The 8538-nt window shown below is 55.6% G+C and carries 7 protein-coding genes; all 7 read left to right on the top strand.

Features of this window, described 5'->3' with window-relative positions; translation table 11 throughout:
• The first annotated feature begins 198 nt into the window (after positions 1 to 198).
• The 7 genes from gmd (at position 199) to ABX962_RS22915 (ending at position 8445) form a co-directional block, all read left to right on the top strand.
• On the top strand, positions 199 to 1317 hold the full coding sequence (gene gmd / locus ABX962_RS22945) for a GDP-mannose 4,6-dehydratase (protein WP_372722656.1): 1119 nt from the start codon (positions 199 to 201) through the stop codon (positions 1315 to 1317).
• A 150-nt stretch (positions 1318 to 1467) separates the two neighbouring features.
• A complete protein-coding gene (locus tag ABX962_RS22940) occupies positions 1468 to 2754 on the top strand; it encodes a hypothetical protein (protein ID WP_372722654.1) in 1287 nt (428 codons plus the stop codon).
• Positions 2751 to 3713: a hypothetical protein gene (locus tag ABX962_RS22935; protein WP_372722652.1), complete on the top strand. Its 963-nt coding sequence runs from the start codon at positions 2751 to 2753 to the stop codon at positions 3711 to 3713. Before ABX962_RS22940 ends, ABX962_RS22935 begins: the two co-directional genes overlap by 4 nt.
• Positions 3668 to 4873, top strand: coding sequence for a glycosyltransferase (locus ABX962_RS22930; RefSeq protein WP_372722650.1), 1206 nt, complete (start codon positions 3668 to 3670; stop codon positions 4871 to 4873). The genes ABX962_RS22935 and ABX962_RS22930 overlap by 46 nt, the downstream gene beginning before the upstream one ends.
• A gap of 34 nt (positions 4874 to 4907) precedes the next feature.
• Complete coding sequence (locus ABX962_RS22925) at positions 4908 to 5930, top strand: glycosyltransferase family 4 protein (RefSeq protein WP_372722649.1); 1023 nt, start codon at positions 4908 to 4910, stop codon at positions 5928 to 5930.
• Entirely contained in the window at positions 5927 to 7153 is a 1227-nt protein-coding gene (locus tag ABX962_RS22920; protein WP_372722647.1) for a glycosyltransferase family 4 protein, read from the top strand. Before ABX962_RS22925 ends, ABX962_RS22920 begins: the two co-directional genes overlap by 4 nt.
• A gap of 170 nt (positions 7154 to 7323) precedes the next feature.
• Positions 7324 to 8445, top strand: a complete 1122-nt coding sequence (locus ABX962_RS22915) for an acyltransferase family protein (RefSeq protein ID WP_372722645.1) — start codon at positions 7324 to 7326, stop codon at positions 8443 to 8445.
• Positions 8446 to 8538 lie beyond the last annotated feature (93 nt).

The following is an 8538-nucleotide window of genomic DNA, read 5'->3' as shown; positions in this document are numbered from 1 at the left end:
CTCCCCCTCTCCGTGTCTCCCCCTCTCCGTGTCTCCCCCTCACTTTCCTACTGACTATTGCCAACGCTCGTTCTCTTTCTTCCTGCTAACAGCTAACAGCTAACAGCTAACTGCTAACTGCTAACTGCTAACTGCTAACCGCTAACTGCTAACCGCTAACTGCTAACCGCTAACCGCTAACAGCTAACTCTCTGCCCAATGAAAAAAGCACTCATCACCGGAATCACCGGCCAAGACGGATCGTACCTGGCGGAGTTCTTGCTGGAGAAAGGCTACGAGGTCCACGGCATCAAACGCCGGGCGTCTTCGTTCAACACCGACCGGATCGATCACATCTATCAGTCGCCGCACGAAGAGCAACCGCAGTTCAAGTTGCACTACGGCGACCTGACCGACACGTCCAACCTGACGCGGATCATCAACGCGGTGCAGCCCGACGAAGTTTACAACTTGGGTGCCCAGTCGCACGTCGCGGTCTCGTTCGAGTCACCCGAGTACACCGCCGACGTCGATGCGATCGGAACGCTACGACTACTCGAAGCGATCCGATTCCTGGGACTGGAAAAGAAGACACGCTTCTACCAGGCCTCCACGTCAGAGCTCTTCGGCTTGGTCCAAGAGATCCCACAGAAAGAGACCACGCCGTTTTACCCTCGTTCGCCTTATGCGGCGGCGAAGATGTACGCATACTGGATCACGGTCAACTACCGCGAGTCGTACGGGATGTATGCCTGCAACGGAATCCTGTTCAATCACGAATCACCGCGGCGGGGCGAGACCTTCGTCACGCGAAAGATCACACGAGGGATCTCCAACATCGCACAGGGTTTGGAAGAATGCCTGTACCTGGGCAACATGGACGCGTTGCGAGATTGGGGGCACGCCAAAGACTACGTACGGATGCAGTGGATGATGTTGCAGCAGGAGCAAGCCGATGATTTCGTGATCGCGACAGGAAAACAGATCAGCGTGCGAGAGTTCGTCAAGCTGTCGGCGAACGAGGCCGGACTGGAGATCGAGTTTTCTGGCAAAGGTGTCGACGAGATCGCAACGGTCACGCAAGTCACCGACAGCGGAAAAGCCCCGTACGTGAACCCCGGCGACGTGATCGTCCGAGTCGACCCCCGCTACTTCCGCCCGGCCGAAGTGGAAACGCTGCTGGGAGACCCGACCAAAGCCAAAGAAAAACTCGGCTGGGAATGCGAGATCAGCGTCGAGGAAATGTGCGCCGAAATGGTCGCCAACGACCTCGAAAACGCCCGCAAACACGCCCTTTTGAAACTCCACGGCCACACCGTCAGCGTGGCGGTGGAATAAGGAAATCAGCGGCCAGTGAGGTTGCGATATTGATCACGAACCAAACCGAAACGACTGGCGCGCTGATGCCTGGGCTTTCGCGTCAGAACGATCTTTGTCTCGTCAAGTGGCGGCTTTGCAATGGACACGCCGTCAGCGGGATTGCGTCCGATGAGTAGTGAGCTAACTGCCTCCAGCGGTCTTGCCCGTAGCGCCCGCTTCATCCAGTGGTCTCGATTGATCGCGGTCACTGGTTCAGCTCAACTTGCGATTCAGGCGATCGGCATGGCCTGTGGGATCCTCGTCATTCGCCTGCTCTCTCCGCAAGAATATGCACTCTACACGCTTGCCAATACGATGCTCGGCACGATGACATTGTTGGCAGACGGTGGGATCGCGAGCGGTGTGATGTCACAGGGTGGCAAGGTTTGGCAAGACCGGGCCAAGCTTGGTGCAGTTCTGGTTACGGGGATGAAACTGCGGAAGCAATTCGCAGTCTTTAGCTTTGTTGTCGCCGCACCGTTGCTACTCGTTCTGCTGCAGCGTCACTGCGAGTCGTGGTTGATGTCGACAGCGATCGTATTGGCAATCATACCGTCCTTTCTCAGCGCCCTTTCAGGCACTCTCTTGCAGGTCGTTCCCAAGTTGACACAAAACGTGCTGCCGCTGCAGCGAGCGCAGGTCTCAACGAGTGCAGGACGATTAGTTCTCAACGGATTGCTGCTAACGCTTTTCCCCTTCGCCGCCGTTGCGGTGCTCGCCAGCGGCATGGCACAGATCTATTTGAACGTTCGCCTTCGGAAAATGTCGGCTGATTCTGTGGACCGATTCCAACCGGAAGACGCAGCGGTAAGAGTTGCGATTCTTTCGATCGTGAAACGCATCCTGCCTGGCGCCATTTATTACAGCTTTTCAGCCCAAATCACTCTCTGGCTGATTTCGATCTTTGGTTCCACTGAGGCTGTTGCTCAAATCGGCGCACTCGGTCGGCTCGCAGTCGTGTTAACGATCTTCAGCACACTTTTCGGGACGCTGGTGGTCCCCCGTTTCGCAAGACTCCCAGAGTGCAAGAAACTGCTGCTTACTCGCTATTTTCAAATCCAGCTGGGGTTCATGGCGCTTGGCATGTTCATCGTCGGCTTTGTTTGGCTCTTCCCCACGGAAGTGCTGTGGATCCTTGGCAGCGATTACGCAGGCCTGAAAAGTGAGGTCGTGCTGATGATCATTGGAAGCGTACTGAACCTGATGGCCGGAGCCTGCTTCGGCTTGAGTTCTTCGCGAGGTGTCGTCGCTCCACCGTACTTTAGTGTTCCGTACAGTATCGCCTTGCAGCTCATCACGATCCTCTTGGTCGACCTCTCGGTCGTCAACGAAGTGCTTCTTATCGGAATCGTGGGTGGACTCGGACAGGCGTTACTTCACTCCATCTACTTCGCTCATTCACAGCTCCGTTCATGAACACCACCGTGTGCACACTTTTCGAAGGCCACTACCACTATGGCGTGGCTGCGTTGACCAACTCGCTCTACCAGAACGGGTATCGCGGCACGGTGTATGCCGGATACCGAGGGGACCTGCCTCGCTGGACGGCAGCGGCCGAGCGTCGCGCCGTGGGCCAGTGGCCTGATGCGACGATCCTGCATGTGGCCGACGGGCTCGAGATCGTGTTTCTTCCGCTGACAACACCGTATCACCTGACCAACTACAAACCGGACTTTATGCTTGAGCTGCTCGATGGACCGGCTGCCGAGACGGATGCGATCTACTACTTGGACCCCGACATTTGTGTCGCCGAACAATGGCAAGTGTTCTGCGAGTGGGTCTCTTGCGGAATTGCACTTTGCGAAGATGTAAATTCTCCCCTGCCCGAGAACCACCCGCGACGAATTGGCTGGCGGCGATACTTTGAAAGCAGAGGCTTTTCGTTGAACTTCAAAGGAAGTGAATATGTCAACGGCGGATTCATCGGTCTACGTGCCGAAGCGAGAGGCTTCCTTGAGCAATGGCGGGATCTCATGACAAGCATGGGAGACGTGATCGGAGGACTCGGTGCCGCCAAAGTTGAACTCGGCCAGCAATTCACAGAGAAAGGTTTTTTCTCTTGCTTTGACGCGAGTGATCAGGACGGGTTGAATGCGGCGGTCGAAGCGACCGACTTCGAATTCAGCGTGATCGGCCAGGAAGCCATGGGATTCAAACCCGGAGCGGCGATCTTGCCGCACGCCCTCGGACAGCCCAAGCCCTGGAAAAAACGTTTCCTAGCCGATTCGCTCAAAGGCAACGCACCGAGGCTGATTGACAAAGAGTTTCTCAAGAACATGAGTCCAATCGGTTGTTACATGTCCAATGAAATCTTCGTTCGGAAACTTTCGTGCCTGATGGCCTCGGGGATTGGCAGGGTTGTGCGCCGCGTCTGAACGCGGGGCGAGTGCAAGTCGGATCCTACCAGAAAAGTGAAGCAGCGTTGAAAATCGTCTTTTTATGCGGAAGTCTTGAGCCCGGTCGCGATGGAGTGGGTGACTACACCCGTCGCTTGGCTGCGGAGTGTATTCGCCAGGGATGCGATGCGTCGATTCTCGCGATTTGCGATCGTGAGGAGGCACGTTTCACCCCGGATCAATGGGAGATCGAGGAATCTCAAAGCGACGACGATACTCCAGTGAGATGCAAGCGTTGGAGGCGGAATCACAACTGGGCATGGAAAACCAAGCGGCTCGCCGAGATTCTCAGCGACGAGTCGCCCGATGTGGTGAGCATCCAGTTTGTTCCCTACTCGTTCAACCCACGGGGCGTTCCTTTCCAGTTTCTGCGATGCCTTTCGAAATGTCGGGAGCTTGGCGGATTCCAATGGCACGTGATGTTTCATGAGCTTTGGATCGGACCTCAGAAAAATCGGCCGCTCTCTGGATGGATCATTTCACGTCTGCAACGCGCGATCGTCAGGCAGTTGCAGTTCTGCAACATCGTGCACACGCACGTCCCCCGATACAAAGAGTCTTTGGAAGGGTTGGGCATTCGCGCGAACCCGCTCTCGCTGTTTAGCAACATTCCACGCACGACGCCGATCGTCGAGAAGCATTCGATGGATGACGTTGTGAACATCGGTTTTTTTTCCCAACAGAGACCCAACGACGATGTGCGTGACTGGATCCTCGACTTCATCGCCGCGGCAGCGACGGAGGATCGCAAAGTATGTGTGCATTTCGCCGGTGCGCTCGACCCCGAATCAGAGAGCTACTGGAGAAAACACCTCGGCGGAAAGGCTAACGTGGTTGCACGCGGATGGATGACTCCCGATCAAATCTCCACTTACTTGCGTTCTCTGGATCTAGGGATCACCACAGTCCCGCGGCAGCTGATTGGAAAAAGCGGGACCGTCGCCGCATTCATCGAGCATGGGACACCGATTGCCGCTCCTTGTGGCGCCAATGCACGCATCGGACTGTTCTGTGACAGTGACAAACAATTTGTCGTCAATTGTTACAGTGATCTCAAGAAGATCCTGCCCACGGTCCGACTGCAGCCGGCAAAGCTTGTTTCCGTCGGCAATGCGTTTCTCAGCTCATTTAGTTCATGACCACGCGATCAAGCTCGTCGCGATAACGAAGCAGATGCAAATTCTTTTTATCAGCTACGCGTTTCATCCTCAGGTGGGTGGCATTGAATCCAGTGCACTGATGCTGTTACGTGAATTCCTACAGCGGGGACATCGGGTCAAGGTGGTGACCGATGTCGCGTGTGACGATGGCGATGAATTAACGTGGATCGATGTGATTCGTCGACCAGGGCTGAGCACGCAGTGGCGTCTGGCGAGGGAAGCGGACGTGATTTATCACCACAACCCCGCATTCCGCTACTGGTTGCCGTCCTGTACAGGGCGGAGCACCGTCTTTTCCATTCACACGTGGGTCAGCCGGGCGGACCGATCCATTTCATGGAAAGACCAGATCAAGCATCATGTGTTGAAGCGTTTTCCGTGCATTTCGAATAGTCGGGCAACCGCTCAACATCTGAGCGGAGAATCGGTTGTCATTGAGAACGCTTACGATGACAGTGTCTTTCGTACAACGACCGACTGGAGCAGCCGCGATGGTGCGGTGTTTGTCGGACGGCTGGTCTCTGACAAAGGCGTTCCAACCGCACTCCGGGCCATCAGCAACTTGCAGGAGCGTGGGCAGCCGATGAATCTCCGCATCATTGGGTCGGGCCCCGATGAAGATGCGTTGAAGCGACAAGCGGAAGAGATCGGGATATCGGATCGAGTTCAATTTCTGGGGCGTCGGGAGCCTACTGCGGTGGCCGAGGAACTCAATCGGGCGAAGTATCTGCTCGTTCCGTCGCAATGGGAGGAGCCCTTCGGGATCGTCGCTCTGGAGGGAATCGCCTGTGGCTGTATACCGATTGGCACCGATCGGGGCGGTCTGGTCGACGCAATTGGTCCCTGCGGCCCACTGTTCGAGAAGGGAAATGGCGAGCAACTCGCCGATTGGTTGGACCGGCTGGAATCAGAGCCGGATTTGGCCTCCTCTTACCGATCCAATCACTCCTCGCATCTCGACAGGCATTCGCCGAGAGTGGTTTCTGAACGTCATTTGGAAGTCTTTGAGAACGCGATCGGTAGGCCGGATCAATGATCACTCTTTCCCACCCCACGGGCAACCAAAACGTCCGACACGCCCTGTTGGCATTAGAGGATGAGGGCTTGGTGTCGCAATTTGCAACTTCGGTCGCGGCATTTCCGGGAAACGTCTGGCATCGGCTTTCGCAAACCCGCTTCGCATCTGAGTTCTCACGGAGACGTTTTGACACCCGCGTGCGAGACAAGACGATCCAGCTTCCTTGGCGTGAACTGGGACGAATGATTGCTCCGCGCGTCGGGCTCGGCGTGCTCACCGCACATGAGTCCGGTCCGTTCTGCATCGATCGGGTCTATCGGGCTCAGGACCGTGCGATTGCCGACCGGTTACGATCGGGAAAGCTTTCGGGAGTCTCAGCCGTTTATTGCTACGAAGACGCGGCGTTGGAGACGTTCCGTGCGGCGAAAGAGCTCGACATCCGTTGCATCTACGATTTGCCGATTGGCTACTGGCGATCGGCGCGTCGCATCCAAACCGAAGAGGCTCAACGTCTTCCTGAATGGGCTGCCACGATGCCGGCCATCAGGGACAGTGATGAGAAAGTCGCGCGAAAAGACCAAGAGTTGGAGCTTGCCGATACGATCATCGTCGCCAGTTCATTCACCGCAAAGACGTTGGGTGATGTTCCATTCGGGCTACCTGAGCCCATTGTGATTCCATATGGATGTCCGCAAGTCGACGTGGGAAACCGACACAACTCGCACAAAGGCAAAAAACTGCGAGTGCTGTTCGTCGGAGGCTTAAGTCAGCGAAAGGGGCTGGCCTATCTTTTCGAGGCGATGAACACGCTTGGCAGTTCTGTTGAATTGACGGTGATTGGTCGAAAGCCCAATGTCCAATGTGCGCCGTTGGAAGCAGGTCTGCGACGGCATGGCTGGATCGAATCTCTGCCGCATGACGAAATACTCAAAGAGATGCGGAATCACGATGTGTTCGTTTTCCCATCCTTGTTCGAAGGTTTTGGGCTCGTGATCACCGAGGCGTTGTCTCAGGGACTGCCGGTGATCGCGACTCCGAATACCTGTGCACCCGATATTCTGACCGATGGCGAAGACGGATTTATCGTGCCGATTCGCGATAGTGATGCGATCGCGGAAAAACTGGAACTGCTGTCTCGCGATCGCGACCGATTGATCGCCATGAGCGAAGCGGCGGTCGCCAAGGCCGCCGCGATCACGTGGGATGCCTACCGAAATGGTCTCGTGCAAGCGATTCAGTGATTGGCAAACCGCACGATCGAGCAACGTTTTCCGACGTCCCGAAGGACGATTCCGTCCGTCGATGGCGAACCCAGCCTGCGTGAGTCGTGACGCGACAACCTGGCGAAATTTGCTGCCGGATCAAATCGGAAGGGCCGCGTTGTCGATTCACTTTTCCAAGAGGTGACCTAATGTCAGTCTCATCCGAAGCAACACCGATCACCGGTTCGTTTTCCGTCTTTCTTGATCTGCTTCGCATCTACGCAGCGTTGTGTGTCTTCGTCTGCCACGCGGAGTTTGGATGGTTCGGTGAGATTGCCATTCCAGGCTTTTTGGAGGGGCACGATGCCGTCGTGGTCTTTTTCGTCCTTTCAGGATTTGTGATCGCGTACTCGCAGAACCAGAACAGAAGGGAGTTCACCGATTTTGTGATCGCCCGACTGACAAGGCTCTATGTGACCATGCTGCCTGCCATGTTTTTAACCGTCGCGTGTACCATTGTCGTCGCCTACATCAACCCGACATTCACCGAATCTCTACTCAAGCCGTTCGAGTCATTGCGGTACGTTGTTTGTCTGCTGTTTGTGCAGGAGGTTTGGTTCCGCAACCTGACTCCCGGGTTCAATGGTCCGTTGTGGTCACTCAGCTACGAACTGTTCTATTACATCCTTTTTGCGGCGGCAACGCTCATTCGGGTGCGTTGGCTGCGGTACACAAGTGTGTTGTTGATCGCAGTGATCGCGGGGCCAAACATTCTATTGCTCTTGCCAGCTTGGCTGATTGGGGTCGTTGTTCTGCGATTGGAGCCGAGGCGCCCCAAAAGCATTGTCTCACAGTGGCTGTTGCTGCTTGCTGGGATTGTTATCGGAGGAGTGCTGGTTAATGGTGGCTGGGGTTATCCTCATCATGAAGGGCGTCCGCCGCTGAACTATTCCAGTGCGTTTTTCTCCGATTGGATACTGGCATTGTCCGTAGGCATGATCCTGTACGCGATGCGTGGATTGTTGCGAACCGACGCATCGCCGGGTGCATTGAGGATGGCGCGAAGACTCGGCGATTTGACATTCCCAGTCTACATCTTCCACTTTCCATTACTGGCGTTCTTTGCCGCCATCTCGGGCGCAGACCGTTTTGATCATGGGCGGACCAACCTGCTCGGAATCGGACTTGCTTTTGTCGCGTCGGTAGGGTTGAGTTTGATTTCGGAACAACTTCGGCCTGGGTTTGCATCGATGATCAAGTTGCGATTTGCCTGGCTTCATAAGACCGTTAGACCTAACAATCGTCCTGAGGTGGCTGCAACGGTTCAGTAGGCCGTGCATCCTTGTTCAGAAGTTGCCTGTCGCCGTGTTTCCCGCCCTGAGTCTCGCCACGCGATCTGCGGATTGCAAATCGTAATGTCGGAT

It is taken from the genome of Novipirellula sp., assembly GCF_041583735.1.
Classification (GTDB): Bacteria; Planctomycetota; Planctomycetia; order Pirellulales; family Pirellulaceae; genus Novipirellula.
Note: the sequence above shows the minus strand (reverse complement) of the source record. Positions and strands in the feature narration are given on the sequence as shown.